20 protein-coding genes are annotated in these 26,137 nt (G+C 72.8%); 2 read left to right on the top strand and 18 right to left on the bottom strand.

What is annotated here, in order from left to right; all coding sequences use genetic code 11:
* Positions 1-58 precede the first annotated feature (58 nt).
* The 4 genes from BM419_RS08860 to BM419_RS08845 form a co-directional block, all read right to left on the bottom strand.
* Entirely contained in the window at positions 59-1,720 is a 1,662-nt protein-coding gene (locus tag BM419_RS08860) for an OFA family MFS transporter (protein WP_051123735.1), read from the bottom strand.
* Positions 1,721-1,937: 217 nt separating this feature from the next.
* The gene (locus BM419_RS08855; protein WP_091926222.1) at positions 1,938-2,624 is read right to left on the bottom strand and encodes a metal ABC transporter permease; all 687 of its coding nucleotides are present in this window, start codon (positions 2,622-2,624) and stop codon (positions 1,938-1,940) included.
* Positions 2,625-2,935: 311 nt separating this feature from the next.
* Entirely contained in the window at positions 2,936-5,635 is a 2,700-nt protein-coding gene (gene acnA / locus BM419_RS08850; RefSeq protein ID WP_091926221.1) for an aconitate hydratase AcnA, read from the bottom strand.
* Between the two features lie 436 nt (positions 5,636-6,071).
* A complete protein-coding gene (locus BM419_RS08845; protein WP_091679773.1) occupies positions 6,072-6,893 on the bottom strand; it encodes a tetratricopeptide repeat protein in 822 nt (273 codons plus the stop codon).
* Positions 6,894-7,019: 126 nt separating this feature from the next.
* Between BM419_RS08845 and BM419_RS08840 the strand changes: the two genes are divergently transcribed.
* Positions 7,020-8,420, top strand: coding sequence for a leucyl aminopeptidase family protein (locus BM419_RS08840; protein ID WP_091926220.1), 1,401 nt, complete (start codon positions 7,020-7,022; stop codon positions 8,418-8,420).
* A 107-nt stretch (positions 8,421-8,527) separates the two neighbouring features.
* Here BM419_RS08840 and BM419_RS08835 read toward each other — a convergent pair whose 3' ends face one another.
* The 3 genes from BM419_RS08835 to BM419_RS08825 form a co-directional block, all read right to left on the bottom strand.
* Complete coding sequence (locus BM419_RS08835; RefSeq protein WP_091926219.1) at positions 8,528-9,700, bottom strand: M20 aminoacylase family protein; 1,173 nt, start codon at positions 9,698-9,700, stop codon at positions 8,528-8,530.
* A 99-nt stretch (positions 9,701-9,799) separates the two neighbouring features.
* Entirely contained in the window at positions 9,800-10,261 is a 462-nt protein-coding gene (gene cueR / locus BM419_RS08830) for a Cu(I)-responsive transcriptional regulator (protein WP_056526064.1), read from the bottom strand.
* Positions 10,258-12,732, bottom strand: a complete 2,475-nt coding sequence (locus tag BM419_RS08825; RefSeq protein ID WP_091926218.1) for a heavy metal translocating P-type ATPase — start codon at positions 12,730-12,732, stop codon at positions 10,258-10,260. The genes cueR and BM419_RS08825 overlap by 4 nt, the downstream gene beginning before the upstream one ends.
* Before the next feature lie 174 nt (positions 12,733-12,906).
* Here BM419_RS08825 and BM419_RS08820 point away from each other — a divergent pair, with 174 nt between their 5' ends.
* Positions 12,907-13,518 (top strand): glutathione S-transferase family protein, encoded by a 612-nt coding sequence (locus tag BM419_RS08820; protein ID WP_091926217.1) that lies wholly within the window; start codon positions 12,907-12,909, stop codon positions 13,516-13,518.
* Here BM419_RS08820 and BM419_RS08815 read toward each other — a convergent pair.
* The 11 genes from BM419_RS08815 to BM419_RS08765 all read right to left on the bottom strand — a co-directional run bounded on the left by BM419_RS08815 (position 13,500) and on the right by BM419_RS08765 (position 25,847).
* The gene (locus BM419_RS08815; RefSeq protein ID WP_175556283.1) at positions 13,500-14,771 is read right to left on the bottom strand and encodes an ATP-binding protein; all 1,272 of its coding nucleotides are present in this window, start codon (positions 14,769-14,771) and stop codon (positions 13,500-13,502) included. The two genes, BM419_RS08820 and BM419_RS08815, sit on opposite strands and share 19 nt — an antisense overlap.
* A 19-nt stretch (positions 14,772-14,790) precedes the next feature.
* Positions 14,791-15,879: a lysylphosphatidylglycerol synthase domain-containing protein gene (locus BM419_RS08810; RefSeq protein WP_020092580.1), complete on the bottom strand. Its 1,089-nt coding sequence runs from the start codon at positions 15,877-15,879 to the stop codon at positions 14,791-14,793.
* Positions 15,880-16,031: 152 nt separating this feature from the next.
* Positions 16,032-16,661 (bottom strand): uracil-DNA glycosylase, encoded by a 630-nt coding sequence (locus BM419_RS08805; protein ID WP_020092581.1) that lies wholly within the window; start codon positions 16,659-16,661, stop codon positions 16,032-16,034.
* Complete coding sequence (locus BM419_RS08800) at positions 16,651-17,409, bottom strand: PIG-L deacetylase family protein (RefSeq protein WP_091926271.1); 759 nt, start codon at positions 17,407-17,409, stop codon at positions 16,651-16,653. The genes BM419_RS08805 and BM419_RS08800 overlap by 11 nt, the downstream gene beginning before the upstream one ends.
* A 42-nt stretch (positions 17,410-17,451) precedes the next feature.
* Positions 17,452-18,690 carry a glycosyltransferase family 4 protein gene (locus BM419_RS08795; RefSeq protein WP_091679479.1) on the bottom strand — a complete coding sequence of 413 codons (1,239 nt, stop codon included), beginning with the start codon at positions 18,688-18,690 and terminating at the stop codon, positions 17,452-17,454.
* A gap of 85 nt (positions 18,691-18,775) precedes the next feature.
* The gene (locus tag BM419_RS08790; RefSeq protein WP_091926216.1) at positions 18,776-19,648 is read right to left on the bottom strand and encodes a sugar phosphate isomerase/epimerase family protein; all 873 of its coding nucleotides are present in this window, start codon (positions 19,646-19,648) and stop codon (positions 18,776-18,778) included.
* The gene (locus BM419_RS08785; RefSeq protein ID WP_091926215.1) at positions 19,645-21,246 is read right to left on the bottom strand and encodes a YcaO-like family protein; all 1,602 of its coding nucleotides are present in this window, start codon (positions 21,244-21,246) and stop codon (positions 19,645-19,647) included. Before BM419_RS08785 ends, BM419_RS08790 begins: the two co-directional genes overlap by 4 nt.
* Positions 21,247-21,465: 219 nt before the next feature.
* On the bottom strand, positions 21,466-22,461 hold the full coding sequence (locus BM419_RS08780; protein WP_091926214.1) for a Gfo/Idh/MocA family protein: 996 nt from the start codon (positions 22,459-22,461) through the stop codon (positions 21,466-21,468).
* Positions 22,461-23,642 (bottom strand): class I SAM-dependent methyltransferase, encoded by a 1,182-nt coding sequence (locus BM419_RS08775; protein ID WP_091926213.1) that lies wholly within the window; start codon positions 23,640-23,642, stop codon positions 22,461-22,463. The genes BM419_RS08780 and BM419_RS08775 overlap by 1 nt, the downstream gene beginning before the upstream one ends.
* Positions 23,643-23,686: 44 nt before the next feature.
* A complete protein-coding gene (locus BM419_RS08770) occupies positions 23,687-24,616 on the bottom strand; it encodes an HD domain-containing protein (protein ID WP_091926212.1) in 930 nt (309 codons plus the stop codon).
* A gap of 40 nt (positions 24,617-24,656) precedes the next feature.
* A complete protein-coding gene (locus BM419_RS08765) occupies positions 24,657-25,847 on the bottom strand; it encodes an inositol-3-phosphate synthase (protein ID WP_056526026.1) in 1,191 nt (396 codons plus the stop codon).
* Positions 25,848-26,137: the final 290 nt, after the last annotated feature.

Raw genomic sequence — 26,137 nt, 5'->3', positions numbered from 1 at the left:
CGGCGAGGCGCCGGAAACCTAGCGGCCCGCCGGGCCCGCCACAACCGAGCGTGCCCGCTCAGCGGAACAGGATGAACGCCTTCGACAGGGTGATGCCGATGCCCCAGACGATCGGGATGCCGACCACCGCCCAGGCCAGCGCGGCCCCCGCGCTGAAGCCGCCACGGCCGATCCCGAAGGAGCCGGACGGCCCCGAGGCCGTGGCGCCGGCGCGGACGTCCAGGGAGGCCCGCTCGGAATCGGACATGAACCAGCGTTGCGCCAGGGGCCGGACGAGCAGGTTGCAGAGGAAGCCGACCGCCAGGAAGCTCGCCAGCACGTACATGGTCCGGCCGTAGAGATCGGCCCCCTGCACGCCCGCGGCGACCTGCGCCTCGCGGATCTTGGTGATGACGAAGGGCCCGACGATGCCGGCCATCGACCAGGCGGTGAGCAGGCGCCCGTGGATGGCGCCCACGAACTGCGTGCCGAACACGTCGGCGAGATAGGCCGGCACGGTCGCGAAGCCGCCGCCGTACATGGACAGGATCACGCAGAAGATCGCGACGAACAGCGCCTGCGAGCCGATGCCGGCGGCCCAGGGTGCCGCCGCGTACAGGAGGCCGCCCAGGGCAAAGAAGATCGCGTAGGTGACCTTCCGCCCGATGCGGTCCGACATCGAGGCCCAGAAGAACCGGCCCAGGATGTTGAAGAGTGAGAGCAGGCCGACGAAGCCGGCCGCGATGGCCGCGACCTGCGCCTTCTGGCCGGCGTCGAGGGCCGAGAAGCCGGTCCCGGGCAGGCCGATCAGCTCGCCGCCGAAGATCTCCTGGAGCATCGGAGAGGCCAGCGCGAGCACGCCGATGCCGGCGGACACGTTGAGGAACAGGACGAGCCAGATCATCCAGAACTGGACGGTCTTGTGGGCGTCGCGCAGGTGGACGTGCCCCGAGGCGATCATGGCGTTCTTGGCGGTCGGGCTGGTCCAGCCGTCCGGGCGCCAGCCGGCCGGGGGCACCCGGTAGCCGAACGCGCCGCCCAGCATGAACAGGATGTACCCCACGCCCATCACCGCGAGGGTCTGCCAGACGCCGGCCGAATCGGCGGTCCGGAAGCTCTTGATCAGGCTGTCGGCCAGGGGCGAGCCGATCATCGCGCCGCCGCCGAAGCCCATGATCGCCATGCCGGTCGCCATGCCGCGCCGGTCCGGGAACCACTTGATCAGGGTCGAGACCGGCGAGATGTAGCCGAGCCCGAGGCCGATGCCGCCGATCAGGCCCATGCCGAGCCAGACCAGCCAGAGCTGGTGGATGTAGACGCCGAAGGCGCCGATCAGGAAGCCGCCGCCCCAGCAGAGGGCCGCCGCGATGCCGGCCTTGCGCGGTCCGGCCCGCTCCAGCCAGCCGCCGAACAGGGCGGCCGAGAGACCGAGCACGACGATGCCGATGGAGAAGACCGTGACGAGGTCGCTGACCCGCCAGTCGCAGGTGGTGGTGAACAGGGCCGTCATCACGCCCATGTCGGGGCAGGCGGCGGGCGCCGGCTTGCCCACGGAGAGCGCCCGGGTCAGCGGCAGCCAGAACACCGACAGGCCGTAGGCCATCCCGATGCAGAGATGGATCGCCAGCGCCGCCGGCGGCACCAGCCACCGGTTGAAGCCCGGCTTGGCGACGATCCGCTCGCGCGACAACAGACTCGGCGTTCCCTCAGGCGCGATCGCGCCTGCCACTCCAGCACCCATGATGGACTCCTCCGCCGCGGCCTCGTTGGCGGGCCTCGCGGCGGCGGACGATGCGCGATTTGTGTGCAGGGTGCCAGCGCGCGACACGCTGAGACGTCGATTTTAATCCAGTCCGGCGCCGACTGTATGCGGATTCCTCGTCAACGCGCCGTCCGGAGGCCGTATGGACCGCCGCTGCGGGCGCCGGTCTGTCCGGCGCCCGCAGCGGCTGCCGCCCTCACATGGGCGGGGTCAGGCCGTCCTTGCCGACCGCCACGAGCTTGCCCTCGGCCTTGCTGCCGTCCTTGGCGACCACGGCAAACACCTTCGACCCGGGGGTCAGGATCGCCTTGTCGGCGGGCTCGAAGGCCACGATCGGCGCCGAGGCCGGCACCACGATCTCCTTGGAGCCGTCCTTGCCGTAGCTCACCGTCAGCGTGCGCTCGCCGCCCGAGGCCGCCTTGTCGGCCTTCACGGTGCCGTTCGTCATCGCGCTCTTCACCTTCGGGGCGTTCGACGACTCGGCCTTCACGGTGCCATTGGTCATCGTGCTCTTCACCTTGGCGCCGGCGCCCGCGGTGTGGTCGGTGATCGAATCCCAGCCGTAATGGCCCTCGCCCGTGCCGCGCATCGACTCGGGGAAGAGCACGACCTCGAGGGCGGTCATCGGGTTCTCGCCCTTGGTGGCGGTGCCGATGAAGACGCCGTCCTTGATCGCGTCGAGGCTCGACGGGACAACCCAGGCGAACTTGGCGCCGCTCACGTCGACGGTCTCGGTCTTGCCGTCGTCGGTCTTGATCGTGACCGTGCCGCCGTCGGCCTTGTCGACGGTCCCGCGGACGCGCTCGACCTGCGCGGCGAAGGCCGCACTCGACAGCAGAGCCGTCAGGCCGGCGGCGACGAGTGTCTTACTGAGGTGCTTCATCGGGGTCCCATCCTGGCTTCAGGAGCCGGGTTATGGGGCGGCCCGCGCGCGAAACAAGGTTGCGCGCAAGCGAAACGACCTGCTCGGCGACAGAAGCGAGGTTGTCAGTCACCACCGTCTTTGCGAGCGGAGCGAAGCAGTCCAGCCGGCGCAAGGACTTCCTCCGTCGCGCTGCCCTGGATCACTTCACTGCGCTCGCGATGACGGGGTGACGCGTCGGACGACGGCACCGACCGAAAACGAGTCAGGCGGCACCCGGTGGGCGCCGCCTGATTAACGCGCGGGCAGCGGGGACGCTGCCCTCCGGACGCTCACGCCGCGAGCGAGCGCAGCACGTAGGGCAGGATGCCGCCGTTGCGGAAGTACTCGAGCTCGTCGAGCGTATCGATGCGGCAGGTCAGCGGGACCTGCTTCACCGAGCCGTCAGCGGACTTGATCTCCGCGGTGAGCGTCTGGCGGGGCTTCAGCTCGCCGGCGAGGCCCTTGATGGTGACGGTCTCGTCACCCTTCAGGCCCAGCGACTGCCAGCTCGTGTCGCCCTGGAAGACCAGCGGCACCACGCCCATCCCGACGAGGTTCGAGCGGTGGATGCGCTCGAAGCTCTCGGCCACCACGGCGCGGACGCCGAGCAGCTTCGTGCCCTTCGCCGCCCAGTCGCGCGACGAGCCGGTGCCGTACTCCTTGCCGGCGAAGATCACGAGCGGCGTGCCCTGTTCGGCGTACTTCATCGCCGCGTCGTAGATGAACATCTTCTCGCCGGACGGCTGGAAATGCGTCCACCCGCCCTCGACCACGCCGCCGGAGGCGTCCTTCACCATCTGGTTCTTGATGCGGATGTTGGCGAAGGTGCCCCGCATCATCACCTCGTGGTTGCCGCGCCGCGTGCCGTACTGGTTGAAGTCCTGCACGCGCACCTGGTGCGACTGCAGGTACTCGCCGGCCGGCGAGGCCGCGCGGATGTTGCCCGCCGGCGAGATGTGGTCGGTGGTGATCGAGTCGAGGAACAGGCCGAGGATGCGTGCACCCTCGATGTCCTCGACGGGCTTGGGGGTCTTCTCCATGCCGACGAAGTAGGGCGGGTTCTGCACGTAGGTGGAGCCCGGGTTCCACGCGAAGGTCTCGGCCTCGGTGACCTCGACGTCCTTCCAGTTCTGGTCGCCGCCGAACACGTCCGCGTAGCGGGACTTGAACAGCGCGGAGGTGATGTTCTCCTCGATGAACTGCTGCACCTCGGCCGAGGACGGCCAGATGTCCTTGAGGTAGACGGGCTTGCCGTCCGAGCCCTGGCCGAGCGGCTCCGTGGTGATGTCGATCTGCAGCGAGCCGGCCAGCGCGTAGGCGACCACGAGCGGCGGCGAGGCGAGGTAGTTCGCCCGCACGTCGGGGTTCACCCGGCCCTCGAAGTTGCGGTTGCCCGAGAGCACCGCCGCCGCGACGACGTCGTTGTCGTTGATCGCCTTGGAGATCGCCTCCGGCAGCGGGCCGGAATTGCCGATGCAGGTCGTGCAGCCGAAGCCCACGAGGTTGAAGCCGAGCGCGTCGAGCGGCTCCTGCAGGCCGGACTTCTCCAGGTACTCGCCGACCACCTGCGAGCCGGGCGCGAGCGAGGTCTTCACCCACGGCTTGGAGCGCAGGCCCTTGGCGACGGCATTGCGGGCGAGCAGGCCCGCGCCGATCATCACCGAGGGGTTCGACGTGTTGGTGCAGCTCGTGATCGCGGCGATCACCACGTCACCGTGCCCGATGTCGAAGTTGGTGCCCTCGACCGGGTAGCGGCGCGCGAGGTCGGCGGCCTTCTTGAACTCGGTCTCCATCGAGGCGGCGAAGCCGGGCTTGGCGCCGTCGAGCAGCACGCGGTCCTGCGGGCGCTTCGGGCCGGCGAGCGAGGGCCGGACCTCGCCCATGTCGAGCTCCAGCGTGTCGGTGAAGACCGGGTCGGGGGTCTGGGCGTCGCGCCACATGCCCTGCGCCTTGGCGTAGGCCTCGACCAGGGCGATCCGGTCGTCGGAGCGGCCGGTGACCTTCAGGAAGTCGATGGTCTTCTGGTCAACCGGGAAGAAGCCGCAGGTCGCGCCGTACTCGGGGGCCATGTTGGAGATCGTGGCCCGGTCGGCGACCGCCATGTCGTCGAGGCCGGGGCCGTAGAACTCCACGAACTTGCCGACCACGCCCTTCTTGCGCAGCATCTGGGTGACGGTGAGCACGAGGTCGGTGGCGGTGGTGCCCTCGGGCAGCTTGCCCGACAGCTTGAAGCCCACGACCTCGGGGATCAGCATCGAGAGCGGCTGGCCGAGCATGGCCGCCTCGGCCTCGATGCCGCCGACGCCCCAGCCCAGCACGGCCATCCCGTTGACCATGGTGGTGTGCGAATCGGTGCCGACGAGCGAGTCGGGATAGGCGACGTCGGCGCCGTTCTCCGACTTCGTCCAGACGGTCTGGGCAAGGTATTCCAGGTTCACCTGGTGGCAGTTGTCGGTGCCCGGGGGGACCACCGAGAAGTTGTCAAAGGCCGACTGGCCCCACTTCAGGAAGGTGTAGCGCTCGCCGTTGCGCTCGTATTCGAGGGCGACGTTGTCGGCCAGCGCCCTCGGGGTGCCGAACTCGTCGACGATCACCGAGTGGTCGATGACGAGGTCCACCGGCACCAGCGGGTTGATCTTCTGCGGGTCGCCGCCGAGCGCCACCATGGCGTCGCGCATGGCCGCGAGGTCGACCACCGCCGGGACGCCGGTGAAGTCCTGCATCAGCACGCGGGAGGGGCGGAACGCGATCTCGACCTCGGCCTTGCCCTTCTGGTCGAGCCAGGCAACGGCGGCCTCGATGTCGGCCTTCTTGACCGAGCGGTCGTCCTCGTAGCGGAGCAGGTTCTCCAGGATCACCTTCATGGAGAAGGGCAGCGCGGCCGCCGAGGCGAGGCCGTTCTTCTCGGCCGCGGGAATGGAATAGTAGGTGTAGGTCTTGCCGCCGGCTTCGAGCGTCTGGCGGGCCTTGAAGCTGTCGAGTGAGGGCACGGCTGGTTCTATCCTCGCTGCGGGTTGTCGAACACGCGCAGGCAAGACCTGCGCTACGAGATCCGTGTTCGGCCTGTGTAGCGCCCGACGGGCGCGCGCCGCCCCGGGAGTGCCCGGGCAGGACGATGCGCGGGGGCGATTTGGACGCCCGTGATGCCGCGCGGCGCAGCCGCGGAGGGATATAGAACTTTTCGAATCTGGCCGCTACCGGGTCGTCATGACAGGTGCGTTTTCCTGTCGGGGACCGTGGCGGCGACTGGGCGCGCGCCGCGGAGGCCTGGGCGACTCGCGCATCTCCTGCGGGCATCGACGGTGGCGGCCGAGCGCGACAGGCCCCCTCTCCCGAGCGGGAGCGGAGAGCCGCACGGGTGTTGCCGGTGCTGCTGCGTACGTCCGCGAGCCCGCAGAAGGGCGGGTGTCGCGTGGCGCGGGCGCCCTACCCTTGCCCGGGCACGCCCGCGACGGACAGGGCCTTCGACCGATTCGGCTGGGCCGCGAGCCTGCGCAGGGACGCGACGTTCGTGGCCGCCTCCTCGGCGCTCATGTCGCGGCGCAGGACGGCCTCGGCATCGGCGAAGCGGCCCTTGAGGCCGAGCACCATGGCGAGGTTGGCCCGCACCCGCGCGTCGGCGCCGGGCTGGTCGGCGGCGAGGCGCAGGGTCTGCTCGGCCTGATCGAGGTTGCGCGACAGCGCGTAGGACAGGCCGAGATTGGACAGGAGCGAGGGCTCGTTCGGGCGGATCTTGAGGGCGGCCTCGTAGAAGCCCTGGGCGCGGGCCTGCTCGCCGAGCTGGGCGGAGGCCGAGCCCTGCGCCGACAGGATGCGCCAGTCGGGATTGGCGGGCGTGTGCGCGTTGGAGAGCACGTCGATCGCCTCGCGGAAGCGGCCCGCCTCGACCAGCGACTTTCCGTAGGCACCGAGCAGGGCCTGGTCGCGCGGGTTGCGCAGGGCGGCCTGCTGCAGCACCGCCGAGGCCTGGCCGATCTGGTCGGTGGCCCGCAGGGCGCGGGCGTAGGCCATCGCCGTGCGCCCGTCGGCGGGGTCGGCGTTGTAGCGCTCGGCCAGCCGGTCGATGTCCTGCCGCGAGGGCGCCGCGGCGGCCGCGGACGGCCCGCCGAGGGGGCCGATCGACCCGGTCGTCTCGGGCGAGCGGGTGTTGCAGCCGGCCAGGCCCAGCGCGACGACGGCGGCCGCGAGGGCGGCGCGGCGTCCGGGGCGTGCCTGGGATCGGGTGACCCGGAACAGGGCCGTCATCATGGTGCGCTCCGCCGGCATCGGGACCGGACGCGATGGCACGCGCTTCACGCTCCCGGCCGGCCGGTGATAGAGCGTTAACCCTAATCACCGGTTAAGCCGCCGGTCCGGGCGGCACGCGAGAGGCACATGACCCAGGCCGAGATTCCGGCGACGATCCGCGGGCTCCTGCCCGGCGACACCCAGGCCGTACCGGTGACGCTGGTCACCACCGGGGGCTGGGCGGCGGTCGAGTCCGGCCTGGAGCCCGCTCAGCAGAGCTTCGCCAGGGCCATCGGCTTCAAGCCGAAGGCGGGCAGCCTCGCGCTCCTGCCCGGCCCGGACGGCGGCCTCGCGCGGGTCCTGTTCGGCCTCGGCGATCCGGAGGCCGCGGCCTACGACAGGCTCCTCGCCGGCAAGCTGCCGGGGCTGCTGCCGGAGGGGACCTTCCGCCTGGACAACGCCCCCGAGCCGGCCGAGGCCGCCCTCGCCTGGCTGATGGGGAGCTACCGCTTCGGCCGCTACCGGTCCGGCGGCGGCACGAAGGCCCGGCTCGCGGCGCCCGCCGGCATCGACGCGGCCGAGGTGGAGCGGGTCGCCGCCGCGGTGGCGCTGGGCCGGGATCTCGTCAACACGCCGGCCAACGATCTCGGACCCGCCGAGATCGAGGCGGCCGCCCGGGCGGTGGCCGCGCGCCACGGCGCCTCCGTCGCCGTCACGGAAGGCGCGGCTCTCGCCGAGGGGTACCCGCTGATCCACGCGGTCGGCGCCGCGTCGCCCCGGGCCCCGCGGCTGATCGACCTGACCTGGGGGCCGGCGGACGCGCCGCGCGTGACCCTGGTCGGCAAGGGCGTCGCCTTCGACACCGGCGGCCTCGACCTGAAGCCGTCGGCCGCGATGCTGCTGATGAAGAAGGACATGGGCGGCGCCGCCGCGGCGCTGGCCGCCGCCGACATGGTCATGGGCGCGGGCCTGAACCTGCGCCTGCGCCTGCTGATCCCCGCGGTGGAGAACGCGGTCGCGGGCAACGCCTTCCGCCCCGGCGACGTGCTGCCGAGCCGGGCCGGGCTCAGCGTCGAGATCGGCAACACCGACGCGGAGGGCCGGCTGATCCTGGCCGACGCGCTCGCCCTCGCGGACGCGGATTCCCCCGACCTGATCCTCGACTTCTCGACCCTGACCGGCGCGGCCCGGGTGGCCCTCGGGCCGGACCTGCCGGCCTTCTTCACGGAGGACGACGCGCTGGCCGAGGCAGTGGCGCGGGCCGGCCGGGCGGCGATCGACCCGGTCTGGCGCATGCCGCTGCACGCGCCCTACGCGAGCCTGCTCGATTCCAAGGTGGCCGACCTCAACAACGTGTCGGGCGGCCCGTTCGCGGGGGCGATCACCGCGGCCCTGTTCCTGCGGCGCTTCGCGCCCAACACGAAGGCGCACGGCCATTTCGACCTCTACGGCTGGAACCCCTCCGCCAAGCCCGGCCGGCCGGAGGGCGGCGAGGTCCAGACGGCGCGGCTGACCTACGCGCTGCTCAAGGCCCGCTACGGCAGCTGATCGCCTCTCGTCATCGCGAGCGCAGCGAAGCGACCCAAGGCTGCGCAACCTCTAACGGCGTGGGCTGGGTCGCTGCGCGCGCGATGACGGTGCGGCTGGGGGCGCGCTCAGGCGGTGCGCGGCAGCCCGGTCTCGATCAGGCGCGCCCACAGGGAAGCCCCGTACGGCGCGGCCGCGTCGTTGAAATCGTAGTGCGGGTGGTGGAGCGAGGCGCTGTCGCCGTTGCCGATGAACATGTAGGCGCCGGGACGGCGGGCGAGCATGTAGGAGAAGTCCTCGGCGGTCATCATCGGCGCCACCGTCCGGTCGACGTTCTCCTCACCCACCAGCGCCTCGGCGACGCCGGCCATGAAATCGGTCTCGGCGGGATGGTTCTCGGTCACCGGGTAGCTCGCCCCGTACGCGACCCCGCCCCGCGCGCCGAAGCCGCCGGCGATCTCGGCCACCAGGGTCTCGATCCGCGCCTTGATCTCGCCGCGCACGGCCTGGGACAGCGTGCGCATGGTGCCGCGCATGGTGACGGTCTGCGGCAGGACATTGAAGGCCTCGCCGGCCTCCAGCGCGCAGACCGAGACCACGGCCGACTGCACCGGGTCGAGGTTGCGCGACACGATGCTCTGCAGGGCGATGATCACGTGGCTCGACACGAGCACGCTGTCGACGGCGTTCTGCGGCAGGGCCGCATGGCCGCCCCGTCCCTCGATCGTGATCGTGAAGCGATCGGTCGAGGCCATGATCGGCCCCGGCCGGATCGCGAAGGTGCCGACCGCCATGCCGGGGATGTTGTGCATCCCGTAGACCGACTCGACCCCGAACCGCTCCATCATTCCGTCGTCGACCATCGCCTCGCCGCCGCCGCCACCCTCCTCGGCGGGCTGGAAGATCAGCACGGCCGCCCCGTCGAAATCCCGGGTCTCGGCGAGGTACTTGGCGGCGCCGAGGAGCATGGTCGTGTGACCGTCGTGGCCGCAGGCGTGCATCTTGCCCGGCACGGTGGAGCGGTAGGGCAGGTCGCACACCTCCTGGATCGGCAGGGCGTCCATGTCGGCGCGCAGGCCGATGGCACGGTTGGAGCTGCGTCCCCGGCCGCGGATGACGCCCACCACCCCGGTCCGACCGATGCCGGTGACGACCTCGTCACAGCCGAAGGACCGCAGCGTCTCGGCGACGAAGCCGGCGGTGCGGTCGACGTCGTAGAGCAGCTCGGGATGGGCGTGCAGGTCGTGCCGCCACGCCGTCATCGTGTCGGCGAAAGCGCGGATCCGTTCGAGGACGGGCATCGGGGCGGGGCTCTCGTGGCCTTTGCGGGTGGGCCGGACCAGCAAAGCCGGGGCCAGAGCCGCCGTCAACGGCCAAGCTCGGTATCCGCGGCGTCCCGCTCACGCCGCACCCCGCCCCGTGATCCCGCGCCCGCGCCGCCGCGGCGCGGGTGGATGGTCGCCCGCGGCGAGGTCGTCCAGGATCGGGCAGTCCGGCCGCGCGTCGCCGCAGCAGGCCTCCGCCAAGTGCTCCAGCGTCCGGGCCATGCCCTCCATCTCGGCGATGCGGCGGCGCAGATCGGCGATCTGCTCCTGCGCGATCGCCTTCACCCCGGCGCTCGGCCGGGCGCGGTCGCGCCAGAGCGCCAGGAGATCCGCGATCGCGTCCACGCTGAAGCCGAGGTCGCGGGCGCGGCGGATGAAGCGCAGCGTGTGCAGGTCCGCCTCGCCGTAGTGGCGGTAGCCGGATTCGGACCGGGCGGCCGGCGGCAGCAGGCCGGTCGCCTCGTACCAGCGGATCATCTTGGCCGAGACGCCGGTCCGGCGCGCCGCCTCGCCGATCGTGAGGGTCGCCGCGCTCATGCCGGCCTCGCGGCCAGCGCCGGCCCCTCGGCCGCCGCGGGACGCCCGCCGGCCCGGCGCAGCCGCAGGGCGTTGCCCAGGACGAACACGCTCGAGAAGGCCATGGCGCCCGCGGCCAGGATCGGCGACAGGGCCGGGCCGCCGAACGGCACCAGCACGCCGGCCGCCACCGGGATCAGCGCGGCGTTGTAGGCGAAGGCCCAGAACAGGTTCTGGCGGATATTAGCCATCACCGCCCGCGACAGCGCCAGGGCCTCGACCAGGGCCTCCAGATCGCCCGACATCAGCACCACGTCGGCGCTCTCGACGGCGATGTCGGTGCCGGTGCCGATCGCCAGTCCGACATCGGCCTCGGCCAGCGCCGGCGCGTCGTTGATGCCGTCGCCCACGAAGGCCACCGGCCCGTGTTCCGCCCGGAACCGCTGAACCGCCTCGACCTTCCCGCCGGGCAGCACCCCGGCGGCCACGGCGTCGATGCCGAGGCTCCGCGCCACGCCGGCGGCGGTGACGGGATCGTCGCCCGTGACCATCGCCACCGCGAGGCCGCGCGCCTTCAGGGCCGCGACCGCCGCGCGGGCGCCGGCTTTCACGGGATCGGCCACCGCCAGGATCGCGGCGTGGCGCCCGTCGAGGACGAGGTGGATCGGGCTCCGCCCCGCGCCCGCCAGCGCCTCGGCCCGGGCGGCGAGATCCGGGTCGAGGGCGACGCCGAGGTGCTCCAGGTAGCGCGGCGCGCCGAGGGCCACGGCCCGGCCCGCGACCCGTCCGGAGATCCCGAAGCCTGCCACCGCCTCGAAGCTGTCCGGTTCCGGCAGGTCCAGGCCGCGCTCGCGGGCCGCCGCCACGACGGCGCCGGCCAGCGGGTGCTCGGAGCGGGTCTCCAGCGCGGCGGCGAGGGCCAGCACCGCGTCCTCCGCGACGCCCGCGGCCGGGACGATCTCGGTGAGCCGGGGGCGGCCCTCGGTCAGGGTGCCGGTCTTGTCGAGGGCCACCACCCGCACGTCGCGCAGGCCCTGCAGCGCCGCGCCGTCGCGGAACAGCACGCCGCGCGCCGCTGCGCGCCCGGTGCCGACCATGATGGCGGTCGGCGTCGCCAGCCCCATGGCGCAGGGGCAGGCGATGATCAGCACCGCGACGGCGTTGACCAGGGCCGGACCCAGCGCCGGGGCCGGTGCCAGCGCCAGCCAGGCCAGGAAGGTCACCGCGGCGATGCCGATCACCGCCGGGACGAACCGCCCGGTGACGCGGTCGACCAGCGCCTGGATCGGCAGCTTGCCGCCCTGGGCGCGCTCCACCATGGCGGCGATCTGCGCCACCACGGTGGCGCCCCCCACGGCCTCGACCCGCAGGTCGAGGCTGCCGCGGCCGTTGAGCGTCCCGCCGACCACGGGATCGCCCGGGCTCTTGCGCACCGGCGCCGGCTCGCCCGTCACCATGCTCTCGTCGACGTGGCTGGTGCCGGAGACCACGGCGCCGTCCGCCGCCACCCGCTCGCCCGGACGCACCCGGACGACGTCGCCGAGGCGGAGGGCGTCGAGGGGAACCTCGGTCTCCGCGCCGTCGCGCACGACCCGGGCGGTCTTCGGCGTCAGGTCCATCAGCCGCGCGATCGCCTGGCCGGTGCGCCCCTTGGCGCGGGCCTCCAGCGTCCGGCCGAGCAGGATCAGCGTGACGATCAGGACGCTCGCCTCGAAATAGAGGTGCGCCGCCCCGGCCGGCAGGAGGTGCGGAGCCAGGGTCGAGACCAGGGAGTACAGGTAGGCGGCGCCGGCCCCGAGGGCGACCAGGGCGTTCATGTCGGGATGGCCGCGCAGGAGGCCCGGGACGCCGCGCAGGAAGAAGCGCCGCCCCGGGCCGGCGAGGACCAGGGTGGCCAGCGCGGCCTGGACCAGGGCCGTCACCGGGCCGCCGTGCAGCGCGGGCAGGAGGTGGCCGCCCATGTCGAGGACCACGACGGGAACCGACAGCAGGGCGGCGACGATCAGGTCGCGGCGCAGGGCGCGCCCCTCCTCCGCCTGACGGGCGGAAGGGTCGACCGGGTGGCCGGCCTCGACCGGCCGGGCCACGTAGCCGGCCGCCTCCACGGCCGCCACCAGCGCGTCCATCGGCACCACCCCCTCGGGATGGCGGATCGCGGCCCGGCCGGCGGCGAGGTTGACGCTGGCGCCGGTCACCCCCGGCACGGCGGCCAGCGCCCGCTCGACGCGGCCGACGCAACTCGCGCAGGACATCCCGTCCACGGCCAGCAGGCTCTGCGTCTCTGGGACGGGGTAGCCGGCATCCGCGAGCGCCGTCGCGACGTCGCCCGGGCTCGTCGCCCCGTCGAGGACGAGGCTGGCGCGGTGGGTGGCGAGGTTCACCGCCACGTCACGGGCGCCGGGCAGCGCCGCGAGGGCGCGCTCGACGCGGCCGACGCAGGAGGCGCAGGACATGCCCGTGACGGGGAGGGTCAGGGCGACGGATCTCGACATGGCGGTGGTCCGGTTGGAAGCATCCATGCCCGGTCAGATGGAGCTTCCCATGATGGGAAGGTCAAGGGTTCGCGGGCAAGGCTCCGGATCCGGCCGGTCGATGCGGGCCGCGGCCGTTGTCGAATCGCGCCCGTCCGGCCAAGGTCACCGCCCACCGGAGCGACGGGGACACCGATGAGCGAGCCGCTGACGATCTACGGCGACCCGGGTTCCGGCAACTGCCTCAAGGTCAAATGGGTCGCGGCGCATCTCGGCATCCCGGCGGTCTGGCGCGACGTCGACGTCCCGGGCGGCGGGACGCGCAAACCCGAGTTCCTCGCCCTGAACCCCGCCGGCCGCGTGCCGATCGTCGTCCTGCCCGACGGCACCGTGCTGTCGGAATCGAACGCGATCATCGTCTACCTCGCGGAGGGCTCCGCGCTGGTCCCCGCGGAGCCCCTGCCCCGCGCCCGGATGCTGCAGTGGATGTTCTGGGAGCAGTACAGCCACGAGCCCTACATCGCGGTCCGCCGCTACCAGCTCCACTACCTCAAGCGGGCGCCCGAGGATCTCGACCCGAAGCTCGCCGAGCGCGGCGCCGACGCCCTGCGGCTGATGGAGGACACCCTCGGGCGCTCGGCCTTCATGGCGGGCGAGACCCTGACCCTCGCCGACGTGGCGCTCGTCGCCTACACGCGCATGGCCCACGAGGGGGGCTTCGACCTGACGGACTACCCGGCGATCCGCGCCTGGGTCGGGCGCGTCGAGGCCGGGCTCGGGATCGGCCCCTATACCGGGCCGGCCTGATCGGCCGCGAACCGAGGCGGCGCGGCGCCGTACTCGGGCAGGCTGACCCGCACGGTCGTCCCCTCGCCGGCCGCGCTCTCGATGGCGAGGCGGCCGCGGTGGCGATTGAGGCTGTGCTTGACGATGGCGAGCCCCAGCCCAGTGCCGCCGCGGGCGCGACTCGAGGCGACGTCGACCCGGTAGAAGCGCTCCGTCAGCCGCGGGATGTGCTCGGGCGGGATGCCCGGCCCGTCATCGGCCACCGACAGGACGACGCGGCGCCCGAGGCGCGGGTCGTCCTCGCGGGCGAGCCCGACGCTGATCCGACCGCCGCCGTACTTCACGGCGTTCTCGATCAGGTTCTCGATCACCCGCGCCAGCTCGTCGGCGTCGCCGGGGACCGCGTAGGGCCCCGCCCCCTCCTCCAGCCGGATCGTGGCGCCCCGCGCCTCGGCGGGCGGGCCCTGGGCGTCGACCATCTGGCGGGCGAGCGCCCCGAGATCGACCACCGCGGTGGGGGCGACGTGCTCGCGCAGCTCGATCCGCGACAGCGACAGCAGGTCGTCGATCAGCCGCGTCATCCGCAGGGCCTGGACGCGCATGATCTCCAGGAAGCGCTCCCGGGCCTGCGCGTCGTCGCGGGCCGGCCCCTGCAGGGTCTCGATGAAGCCGATCAGGGTGGCGAGCGGCGTGCGCAGCTCGTGGCTGGCGTTGGCGACGAAGTCGACCCGCATCGCCTCCAGGCGCCGGGCCGCGGTGAGGTCGCGCAGGAACAGCAGCGCGCTGACGCCGGACCCGTCGGGCATCGGCAGGGCGCCGATCTGGACATCGAAGGTCCGCTCCAGCGGCACCCGGGTCGACAGCGCGACGCGGCGCGGGAGGCCCGAACTCAGCACCGCCTCGATGCCGTCGAGGACCTCCGGGTCGCGGAGCGCGAAGGACAGCGGCCGGGCCTGGTGGAGGGCCGGCAGGAGCGCCCGGGCGGCGGGATTGGCCTCCAGCACCAGGGTGCGCCGGTCGACCAGGATGACCGGGTCCGGCACGTGGGCGAGCAGCGCCTCGGCGACGGCGTGGCGCGGCGTGGTGGTGGCCGGGCGCGGCGCGGGCGCCTCGCGGCCGCGCCCGCCGAGCCAGCCGCCCAGGCAGACCGCCGCGAGGCCGATCAGGATCAGCGGGAGATCGAGCCGCCCGGCCAGCGCGGTGGCGAGCCCGAGCAGGCCCGCGGCGATCGCGGCGCCGGTCCAGGCGGGGGAGCTGCGCAGGCGGCCGGACATGGCGGGCGCGGCCGGCCGCTCAGCGGGGCTCGGACTCGTCGTGCCACGCCCGGCCGGACGGGCCGGCCGTGCCCTCCGGAGGCCCGGGATCGCGGGCGCCGCCCGCGCGCTTGACGATCTCGTACAGCCCGAGCATCGCCAGGGCGGTCACGAACGGCACGACGTAGTAGCAGCCCCGGAACAGCAGCAGCGAGGTCAGCACCTCGTTGCGCGGCAGGCTCGACAGGGCGAGCAGGATCGTCGCCTCGAACACCCCGATCCCGCCCGGCGCGTTCGACGCGATCCCCAGCATGGCGGCGAGCACGTAGATCGCCAGGAAGGTGGTGAAGCCGAGCGTCGTCTCCTGCGGCAGCAGGACGTAGAGCACCGCCGCCGCCGCGCAGACGTCGCCGATCCCGACGATCATCTGGCCGATGGAGACCGAGGCGCCCGGCAGTTCCAGGCGCCACTGCTTGACGGTGATGCTGCGCTTCTTGGCCGAGACCCAGGCGAGGTAGCCGAGCACCAGGGCGAGCGCCGCGAGGCCGACGCCCTGGTTGATCCGGATCGACGTGAAGGCGAGGCCGGCGAGCTGGCCGGCCTCGATGATCAGGCTCAGGCCCAGCACCACGCCCATGCCGAGCCAGAAGGTGAAGCCGGCGATGACGGTGAGCGCGGCGATCTTGGCCGTCGAGAGCCCCTGCCGGGCGTAGATCCAGTAGCGGATCGTCCCGGCAGTGAGCAGCGGGAAACCGAGGGTGAAACTCACCGCGTAGCTCGTGAAGGAGGCGAGCGCGGTGATCCGGTACGGCACCTTGATCTTGAGCTGGCGCAGGGCCAGCGCGTCGTAGCCGGTCAGGAACAGGTAGCTGATGCCGACGAACAGGAAGGCGAGCCCGAGCTGCTCGGCGGTCGCCGCCGCGATGGCGCTGCGCACCTCCGCCCAGCTGACGCTCTGCACGAGCTTCCACAGGACGCCGAGGGAGACGGCGAACAGCACGATGCTGGCCGCCGTGCCGATCCAGGCATAGCGGCTGCGCCGGCTCTTCCGCTTCGAGCCCGCCTCGGCATCGTGCTGGACCGGCTCGACCGGCTCGGCCGGGCTCCGGTGCTGTCCCTGAAAATTCATGCCGATCGGCGTCCGCCCTTCCGGCTGCGCGGCCCGGCCCGAAGGCCGTCAGCCCGTGCCGGAATCTCCCGGACCGCGGCCCGTTGCCCCGCATGTAGGCCGAACCGGGGCGCAAGGCCAGGGAAGGCAGGCCCGTGACGGGCGATCTATCCTCAGCCGGAGGTCCGATCGAGGATCGCGGCCGCTTCCGCGAGGCCGCGCCGGATCCGCTCCGGCACCTCCGGCGCGGTGCAGACATAGGTCGGGCTCGGGTGCGGCACCCGGATCACCGGAAGGTCGGGGCGGAGCGCCGCGAGGGCGGGCGCGGCCTCGCCGGCGAAGCGGCCGGCCAGCACCGCCACGGCGAGGCGCGGCAGCAGGTCGAGGAGCGGGGCCAGATAGGGCGCGGCCGCCGCCACCTCCGCCCGGCGGGGCGCCCGGTTGCGGGCGCCCTCGGCGTGGATGAGCCAGGGGACCGCGTTCCAGATCAGCGTGTCGGCCCGGCTGAGCCCGGCCTCGGCGAGGAAGCGGAACAGGTTCGCGGCCGTGCCGTTCGCGCTGTCGCGGGTGACGAAGCCGGTGCGCAGGACCGCCGGGCCGGGGGTCTCGAGGAGGAGGAGCATCCGCGCGCCGACGCCGCCGTCCAGGGGGTCGGGCGCCGGGACCGGGGCGCCGCGCTCGGCCGCGACGCGCGCCGCCAGCGCCCGGATCGGTGCGATGTGGGGGCTGTCGATCAGGGCGCGGCGGGCCGCGAGGGCTTCCGGATCGGCCAGCGCCTTCGGCGCCCGCGGCTCAGCCGGCATCGAGGCCGGGGATCGCCGGGACGAGGCGGCCCGACCGGCGGAAGCGCTCGGTGCCCTCCTCCCGGGCGAGGCGCGCGTCGAGGCCGGCCACGCCGCCGAACTGGAAGCCGATCTGGCTGGCATAGGCCGCGCAGGCGGCGCGCTTCCGGGCCTGGGCCTCCGGGGCGAGGCGCATCGCCGGCTCGGCGAGGTCGGCGAACAGGTCGGCGAGGGGCGCCTTCGGGGCGGCCTCCCGCACCGTATAGGGAAAGTCGCGCCACCACAGGATCGGCTGCGCCGGCACGAGGCCGCGCAGCGCCCGCACGGTCTGGACATGATCGACGTGCCCGCCGATCGCCTGCGGAGCCAGGAGGAGATCGGGACTCCCGGCGGCGATCAGCCCCGCGATGGCCGGTGCGAGCTCGGCCGCGACGCCGTCGTCGGCGCGCGTGTCGGCGAAGAGCTCCGGCGCCGAGCCGTAGCCCCGGTGCGGCGCCTCCCGGAACGGCAGGTGGACGGGCGGCGCGATGCCGAGCGCCGCGGCAGCCCGGACATCCTCGTCCCGGCGCAGGGCCATGTAGTCGACCTCCGGTCCGAGCCCCTTGTCCAGCTGGCAGGCGAGCGCGAAGCCCCTCGGCTCGGCGACGCTGCCGGTGAACAGGGTCGCCATCACCACGCGCCAGCCAGCTTGCGCGAGGCTTGCCAGGAGGCCGCCGCACGAGAAGGCCGCGTCGTCGAGATGGGGCGAGAGGGCGAGCGCGGTGGGCATGGTCCGGGGTGCGACGGTCTCGATGGGTTCCAACCCGCGCGCTCAGAGCAGGTGCGGCTCGGCGCGGAAACGACAAGTCGGATCGTGGGGCAGATCCGGCGAGAAGCCGGTGGCCGGCCGCTCGCCGCGCACGCGGGCGTAGACGTCCATGATCTGCCGCCCGACCGCGTGCCACGAGTAGACGCGGCGGCACTCCTCCAGGCCGGCCGTCGCGATGCGGCGGCGCAGATCCGCGTCCGCAATGACCCGGGTGAGCGCGGCGGCCAGCGCCGGGACGTCGCCCGGGTTCACCAGCAGCCCGTTCTCCCCGTCGCGCAGGCAGTCCGAGACGCCGACCGCGTGGCACGAGACGGTGGCGAGCCCGGCCGCGAGCGCCTCCAGGATCGTGTTGGAGAAGCCCTCCGCGTAGGTCGGCGAGACGAACACGTCGGCGCGGCGGTAGAGGTCGGGCACGGTGGCGTACTCGGCGTAGCCCGTGAAGGCGATCTCCCGCTCCGAGAAGGCGCGCTCGGCGGCGAGCGCCTTGGCCGGGTCCACGTCGGGCCCGATCCCCGAGATGGTGGCGGCGAACGGCGTGCCCTGCGCGCGCAAGATCGCCAGGGCCTCGATGAAGTCGAGCACGCCTTTCCGGCGGTCGACCCGGCCGTGGTAGAACAGCCGCACCGGGCCCGGATGGGGCGCGGGCAGCCCGTCGGGCGTGCCCTGCGCGAACCGGTCGGTGTCGACCGCGCCGGGCACGATGGTGAAGCGGGCGGGGTCCGACCCGAGCCGCTCGCAGACCTCGTCCACGAAAGAGGCGCCGCCGATCAGCAGCGCGTTGGCGTGGGCCAGCACCTCGCACATGGCGACCCGGTGGGTCTCGCAGCAGGAGCCGACCCAGTGGCCGTCGCCACCCTGGATCGAGACGACGCTCGGCACCCCGAGTTCGCGCGCGGCGAGCAGCACCGCCCAGCCGGTCGGGTAACCGTATTGCGCGTGCAGGATGTCGAAGGGTTGTCGGGCGTGCTCGCGGCAGATCGCGTCCACCATCGCGGCGATGTCGCGCTCGAAGTCGCCCGACGCCTGCTCGCCGAGCTGCTCCAGGCCGATCACCCGCACGCCCGGCACCGGCGGGGGCGGCCCGCCCCCGTAGACCCGGGTGCCGAAGGCGTCGCCCCGGTACTGCGAGATCATCGTGACGTCGTGGCCGGCGCCGACCAGCTCGCGCAGCAGGTTCTGCGCGTAGACGCTCATGCCCGATATCGCCGGGAAATAGCGGCGGCTGAGGAAGAGGATTCTCATCGCGCCGCACCTTCGCATTGACCGGGCGACGCGCCGAGGCGCCCCCTCTCCCGTGCCCGATCCTCGCCTCGCCGCGGTTCGGCTCTCACTGCCATTGCCGCCGCGTCTCCTGCTCGCCGGCCAGGACCGGGCCGGGGCGCCGACAGCCGCGGAGATAGTCCAGCGCCTGCGGGATCATCACGTCGGCCCGGTGGCTCTCGCGGGACAGCTCGACGCAGATCAGCTTGCCGAAGCCGACCGCCTCCAGGGCCTCCAGGACACCCGGCACGTCCATGTCGCCCTCGCCGAACGGCAGGTGGATGTGGCTGCCGCGCTTCATGTCCTCGATCGCCACGGTGCCGATCCGGTCGGCGAATTCCCGCACGGCGGCCGCCGGCTCGCGCTCGCCCGTGACGAGGCAGTGGCCGGTGTCGAGGGCGAGCTTCAAGCCCGGCACGGAGAGGGAAGCGTAGTCGTCGAGCGTCTCGATCAGCATGCCGGGCTCGGGCTCCAGGCAGGGCACGACACCGGCCTCGGCGGCGAACGAGGCGACCTCGTGCAGCCCCTCCTCCAGCCAGCGCCGGGCCTCGCCGGGATCCACGCCCGGCTTCGGAACGCCGGCCCAGAACGAGACCGCCTCGGCGGAGAGCATGGCGCCGATCTCGATCGCCCGCTTGAGGAAGCCGACCCGCCGGGCGCGGCCCGCGGCGTCGGCGGTCACCAGCGTCGGCTCGTGCTTGGCGGACGGATCGAGGAGGAAGCGGGCGCCCGTCTCGATGACGCAGGTCAGCTCCAGCTTCTCCAGCAGGCTCGCCACCCGGCCGGCTTCCGCCGCCCAGGTGTCGGCGAAGGGGTCGAGGTGGTGGATGTCGAGGGTGAGCGCCACGCCGTCGTAGCCCGCCGCCTTGATCAGGTGGAGCGCGTCGTCGAGGCGGTGGTTGGCCGCGCCGTTGGTGTTGTAGGCGAACCGGAGCGTCACGCCGCCCTCCCCTTTCGCTGGGCGAGCCGGAACGGCGCGTGGTGCGATTCCGGCTCGCGGTAGAGCGGATAGTGCCGCCCGACGATCCGCTCGGCCAGGGCCACGTCGAACAGCGGCTGGCCGCCGAACCGCTCCAGGGCCTCCGGCGTGAGGCGCACCGGCCGCAGGGTCTCGCTCTCGGCGCCGAACTTGATCAGCGGATGGTCGCGGTCGAGGAGCTTCTTCGTGTTGCGCTCGCCGATCCGGTAGTAGCTCATGGTCTCGACCTCGAGCCCCGGCACGATCGCCTTGACCACGCCGACCCCGCCCCCGGGCGGCGTGCAGTCGACGTAGAGCACGTCGAACCCGGCCTCGAGCAGCCGGTCGCAGGCGATCTTCCCCCGGGCGTGGCCGTCGCCGGCCGGGGTAGAGGGCAGCTCGGCGAAGCGCTTGGTGCTCCGCTCCGAGTAGACCGTGTCGGCCAGCACGCCGCGCAGGTCGGCCGCCGGCATCTCGATCCATTCGAGCATGGCCTGGAGTGCGCGGCTCTCCTCGAGGTCCAGGCTGGGCAGCGCCTTCTGGATGAAGGCGTCGACGTAGCCGGGCGGCGTCACCGTGGCGGCCATGTCGAGGGGACCGTGCCCGAAGGTCTTGCGCACCCGCGCGGCCTGGAACTCCAGCAGCGCCTTGCGGAGCGCCCGCTCCCGGTCCGGGTCGCAGGCCTCGCCGCAGGCCGAGAGGGCGATCGGCGCCGGGGTGCGCGCCGGATCCTCGTCGTAGCCGACGACGTAGAGGTTGGTCAGCCCGAACTGGTCGGTGGCGAATTTCGGCAGCGCGCGGATGCCCAGCGCCTTCAGCCGGGCCAGCATGGCGGCGTTCTCCGGGCCGATGCCGTCGAGGTCGAGCATCACGCCCTGGTCGAGGGCCCGGAACAGCAGGCCGTTGCCGTCCCGCTGGAGCAGCTCCAGCACGCCGTGGCCCAGCGCGAAGGGCACGTCGGGCCCGGCGCCAAGGCCGTTGGTGATCAGGTTGGTGAAGGGCTTGTAGCCCTCCGACAGCTCGAAATAGTCGGTGGCGGCGACGTCGAGCGGCATCAGGACGATCTCGCCGGTGGCGTGGCGGATCGCGGGCGTCCACTCGAGCACCGTGTCGCGGCCGACCGGGGACCCGGCGGGCAGGCACAGGGTCAGCGGGTCGGCGACCGACTTGGCGCCGTAGACGCGGGCGAGATCGGTATAGCTCGCCCGCTCCTTCGCGCGGGGCAGCACCGCGAGGGACGGCATCAGGTTCTCGGCGATCTCCGCCACGGCGCCGATCAGCGCCTCGTCGTCGGTGGCGCCGTAGCCGATGCCCGACGGCATCGCGCCCACGAAGAACGGGTCGTCGAGGAACAGGGCCACGAACCAGACCGGGATGCCGGTGCGGTCGAGGGGCGCCAGCGGGAAGCCGACGACGCGCCCCTCCGGCAGGACGTCGAGATAGGCCCTGACCGGGTCGGGCAAGGTCTCGGGCAGGCCCTCGATCGGCCGCTTGGCGCCGAAACGGTAGGGGCGCGGCGCCTTGATCCGCTCGTGGCGGGCGCGGTCGTCTTGGTCGTGGAAGGCGTCTGCGTTGGTCACGTCGTGTTCCCGTCTTCCTCGAACCGTGCGCCGCACCCCCTCCCATTCATCCCCTCATCCCGAGGTGCCGAAGCGCAGCGGAGGCCTCGAAGGAGGGCTCCAGTCGGACGCGCGATTCCTGGAGCCCTCCTTCGAGGCCCGCTGACGCGGGTACCTCAGGATGAGGGCGTGGGTGGGAGATGCCGGAGTGTGGTTCCGTGGCTGCGTATCCTGTGCTCGCTACCCTTGCCCGTAGGCGCGGGCGACGAGCCGCATCGTGTGAAGGTCCCTGGACGCCGCGTACGCGGCCCGCTCCTCGGGCCGGCGCAGGGCCGAGCCGAAGGCGCGCACCTGCTCGGTGAAGGGCGAGCTGTCGGCGTCGAAGGCGAGCGGCTCCGTGCGGCCGCTGGCGCCGTCGATGAAGGACAGCGATCCGCCCGCCGTCTGGCCCATCGTGTTCTCGGCGACGAGCATACCCTTCGTGCCGACCACCTCCAGGCGGCGGCGGGGCAGCGCGTCGGGGCAATTGTAGGCGACGTGCAGGCTCGCCAGTGCGCCGCCCGCGGTCCGCCCGATCAGCAGGGCGCCGTCGTCGACCGCGTAATCCTGGGCCTTGGTCTGGGTCAGGGCCGCGATGGTGGTGATCGGCTCGCCGAGCAGGTAGTCCACGAGGTCGAGCCCGTGCGGGGCGAGGTCCATCAGGGCGCCGCCGCCGGCCTGGGCGGCGTCGATCCGCCAATTGGGCTGCCCGGCCTCCGACCAGTCGCGACCGAGCCAGCAGGCGTAGACGATCCGCACCGCCGTCACGGTGCCGAGCCGGCCGGCCTCGACCTGCGCCCGGATCGTCCGGTGGGCCGGGTGGTGCCGCTGGTCGAAGGCCGTCCCGTAGAAGATCTTCTGGGAGTCGACGGCGTGCGCGATGGCTTCGGCATCCGCCAGCGTCGCCGCCATGGGCTTCTCGCACAGGATCGCCTTGCCGGCAGCGGCCAGCGCCTCGACGGCGCCGCGGTGCAGGTGGTTCGGCGTCGCCACGTAGACCGCCTCGACCGCGGGCTCGGCGATCAGGCCGGCGAGATCGGCGTGGACGCGGGCACCGGCCCGCTCGGCGGCCGCGCGGCTCTCCGGGTTCGGATCGCTGACCGCCACCAGCCGGTGCCCGGCCGCGCGGATGCCGGGCTCCATGTAGTCGCGGGCGACCCAGCCGTAGCCGACGATGCCCCAGCCGACCGCGTCCATCACCACCGCTCCGGCAGGTCGACGAACTCGCGCACGCGCACGCGCTGCGTTTCCGACGCATCGAGGCTTTCGTCGAAGGTCAGCGACTCCGGTCCCGGGGAGTGCAGCGGGTACGTTGCGCGGGGGGCGTACTCCGCCTCGTAGCGCTCAGAGGGCCAGCGGATGACGTAACCGCCGCCCTCGGGCACGTAGAGTGGGTTGAGCCGAAGCACGGTGCCGGGCTTCGGCAGGGTCAGGCCGTCGACCAGGGCGCGCGGCGCCGGGCGCATCCCGGGACCGCACACCACCGAGAACGCCTCGCAGCTCCGCAGGGCGGCGGGGTCCTGCGGGCCCGGCGCCCGCGCCTCGACCAGCGCCCGGGTCAGCTCCGCGTCGTCGTAGACCAGGGCGTCGGGGAAGAACTCGGCGATCTCCTCGGCCGTCACCGCGCGTCCGGCCGAGAAGCCCGGGCAGTCGCGGTTGTGGATGTGGCTCAGCGCCAGCCAGCCGTCGTCACCGGCGTTCTGGCGGAGGTTCTCGAGGAGCGCCGCCTTGTCGTCGAGGAAGTAGAAGGCGTCGTTGCAGACGACGAGGTCGACCGGCGCCCCAGGGATCGGCCAGTGGGGCGAGCCGGCGTCGAAGCAGACGAGCTGCGCCTTCTCGGCCACGACCCAGTGGCGCGCGACCCAGAGCTTGGCGAAGACCACGTCGGCGCCGGCGACCTTGCAGCCGCGCCGCTGCAGCTCGCGCAGGTAGTGGCCGATGCCGCAGGCGAACTCGAAGACGCAGACCGGCTCGTTCCAGTGCGCCTCCAGCAGCGACAGGCCGGCCAGGAAGGTCGGGTCGCTCCAGCGGTGCAGGAAGTAGTCGCCGACGCGGCCCCAGCCGAGCAGCTCGACCGCCTCGCGGAGGGTCGCCTCGCGGCGCGTCTTGATCAGGCGGATGATCCCGGCGGGATCGGCCGGCGGCCCGTTCCACCAATCGTCCTGATCGACCAGCAGCGCGGCCAGCGCCTCGTCGGGCTCGCCGGCGTCGAGATGGGCGAGCACCCGCTCCACCAGGGCCGCGCGGTTGATCCGCAGGTACGGGATGCCGTCGATCACGGGCCAGCGCGCGCCGGTCTCCGCGTCGCGCAGGGCGTGCGGGCCGTCGGCCTTCAGCGGGTTGCCGGTGTCCGGCGATTTGAGTTCGAACGGGATCATGGTTCTCGGGGCCGCCCGGGCAGATGGGCGACCGGGTCCGGCGATCAAGGGATGCGCATGTCGGCGAGGACACGATCGTGGAAGCCCTTCACCGGGCCGGCATGGACCAGCTCCCACTCGTCGAGCACCATCCCCAACGTGGTCGAGGCCCCGCGCAGGTGCTGGGCGATCTGGAGGACGCGGTCGATGCAGTCGGCCGCGTGGAAGGCGCGGCCCTCGGCGGTGGCGTCGTCGGGCAGCACCGCCCGGGCGCGCTCGACCTGGGCCCGCAGGGGCGCGTCGAGCTCGGCGAGCGCCCACGCGGTGGTGGTGGCCATGATCGGGCCGAGATGGTCGCCGAGCAGCATCTCGCCGGTAAAGCCGGCATCCGGCATGGCGGCGTTGTGGAAGTGGTGGGCCATCGCGGCCAGGAACACGGTGCCGGGATCGGCCCGGTAGAACGGGCTGAGGCAGACGCCGTAGACCGCCACGATCAGGCAGTGCTCGGCGTGGTTCTCCGGCGGCTCCAGCAGGATCCGGGCGCGGCCGGGGCAGGTGACGCCCGCCCGCGGCTGCTGCGCCAGGGCGCCGACGAAGCCCGGCAGCGGCCCGGGCCGGCCGGCCGGACGCGGCGCGAGCCGCGCGCGCAGGCGGTCGCGGAGGTCCGGATCGAGCTCTCCGGTGACGGCGTCGAACCCCGCCACCAGCACCGCGGAGGCGGCCTCGTCCGAGAGCCCCGCCGCGGTCAGGAAGGCCGCGTCGAGGTCGCAGAGGCGCGTCGCGGCCAGCGTGACGGCCGCGATGTCGAGGGCGACGTCGTCCGGCGCGGCGCCGCCGGTCAGCAGCCCCCAGCCCTGCGCGAACAGCCGCTCGGCGATCGAGCCCGTACGGCCCGCGGAGCGGACGCGCTTGAGGTCGTTCATCTCGACCAGAAGGTCGCGCAGCGCTTCCGGCGCGGCGGCGCCGGAACGGGGCGGCTCAGTCTCGCTTGGCATCGTCTCGTTCCGAAAAGCCGCCCCCTGGTTCTGACGAAGCCTAGTGCACGCCCAGCCAGTCGCGGAGCATCTGCTCCTGCTTGCCGAAGGCGTGCTCCGGACCGTGGCCGTTCTTGACCATCGGCGCCTTGAAGAAGGTCGAGAGCTGCTCTTGCACGCCGCCGTCGCCGCGCTTGCTCGCGAGGTCGAGGACGCGGGCGATCTCGATGACGAGCGGGGCGGCCAGGATCGAGTCCTTGCAGAGGAAGTTGACCTTGATCTGCATCCGCTGGCCCATGAAGCCGGTGACGTCGATGTTGTCCCAGGCCTCCTTGTCGTCGCCGCGCGGGCGGTAATAGTGGATGTGCACGAGGTGGTCCTCGACCGGGTAGCCGAGGATCGAGTCGAGCACCGTGCCCTTGGTGTTGAGCTTCGACTGCAGCGAGTTCGGATCGTTCAGGGCGAGGCCGTCGCGGTTGCCCAGGATGTTCGTCGAGAACCAGCCGTCGACGTGGAGGGCGCGCGCCTTGAAGGCGGGGGCCAGCACCGTCTTCATCATGGTCTGGCCGGTCTTGCCGTCCTTGCCGGCCACCGGGACGTTCAGCTCCTTGGCGAGGTCGAGGAGCGCCGGGACGTCGGCGGCGACGCTCGGGGTGAAGTTGGCGTAGGGGATGCCGCTCTTGATCGCCGCGTAGGCGTAGAGCATCGCCGGCGAGATCGCCTCGTCGCTCGAATCCAGGCCCTTCTCGAAGGCGGCGGTGGAGTTCAGGGTCGGGTCGCTGAGATCGGGCCAGCGCTCCGTGGAGGCGAGGTTCACCACGACCACGTCGTCGAGGTTGCTCTCCTTCTGGAAGCGGCGGAGATCGTTGGCGATCACCGAGACCGCCTCGCGGTGGTCCTTGGCGACGATCCGGTTCTGACCGTCGATGTTCTTGCAGAACTTCGCGCTGCCGACCGCCGGCCAGGGCGTGATGCCCTTCAGGACCTGGGCGCCGTTCTCGATGTCGTCCTTCGAGAGCACGCCGTGCCCGCTCGCCGCGGAGGCGAGGTCGTCGCCGTTCAGGTCCCAGCCCCCGAAGACGAGGTCCTTGTAGTCGGCCATGCCGGCCACGGAGAGACCGGCGAGCGGCAGCCCGTCGAGACGGTTGGAGCCGGATTTGATCATCTCGATGCCGGCGATGGCGGTGGTGGCGACGGCGCCTCCCATGCCAACGAAGGCGACACCGACGCGGCGACCGGACTGCATGCTCATCGGAAACTGATGTCCTTGTGCGGACGCGGGTGGCGTCTTGAAGGGTCCGTCCTGAGACGGGAATTCACCCCCCCGGGGCCGTACCTAACTGGCTCGGCGGTGCTCCGTTCCAACCCGAATGCGACAACATCGCCCCGCCGTCGTCCCGCGCGCGGCCGGTCGGCCGCCGGTCGGCGGCGTTAACGGGGCCCTAAGTGGGAGGGTTAACCCTTCCTTGACCGTGCCACGCTTGGATCACGGGGCCGTCCCATTCTGGTCACGGCCGGCGTCGATAGGGCCGCCGCTTCCAG

It is taken from the genome of Methylobacterium sp. yr668 (assembly GCF_900116245.1).
Classification (GTDB): domain Bacteria; phylum Pseudomonadota; class Alphaproteobacteria; order Rhizobiales; family Beijerinckiaceae; genus Methylobacterium.
This window is presented reverse-complemented; position numbering and strand designations above follow the sequence as displayed.